Here is a 326-nt window from a genome sequence, read left to right as displayed (position 1 = left end):
TGTTTGTATCTCCCTGTTGTTTTGTGAATGCTGAATAATTTGCGCCCATCCTGGTATTCTTTTAAATGGGAAAAATCAGAGCTGGCTTGTCCTTGCTCCTGCTCTTGTTCCTCTTCCAAGGGATCTTCTGTGTTAGGTGTGGCTTTGGATTCCATTTGTTGAATTTGATAACGATGCCAAAAAGCAGCTCCAAAACCAGCCGCTGCCCAAGTACCCACTGCCAAGAGCAGCGTCATTAAAGGCGTGGGGGCTTTAATTTCTTGAGTGCTCAAGTATTCTTGAACGGCAGCAATTAAGACTTTTTTTGCTTTTTCATCTGCCGTATA

Annotated in this window: 1 protein-coding gene; it reads right to left on the bottom strand. The window is 43.6% G+C overall.

Going from position 1 to position 326, the window contains the following annotated elements; all coding sequences use genetic code 11:
* Positions 1–326 (bottom strand): hypothetical protein (locus tag CG11_RS30680; protein ID WP_197043989.1); only part of this gene is annotated, 326 nt, incomplete at both ends.

It is taken from the genome of Aureispira sp. CCB-QB1, from assembly GCF_000724545.1.
Classification (GTDB): Bacteria; Bacteroidota; Bacteroidia; order Chitinophagales; family Saprospiraceae; genus Aureispira.
Note: the sequence above shows the minus strand (reverse complement) of the source record. Positions and strands in the feature narration are given on the sequence as shown.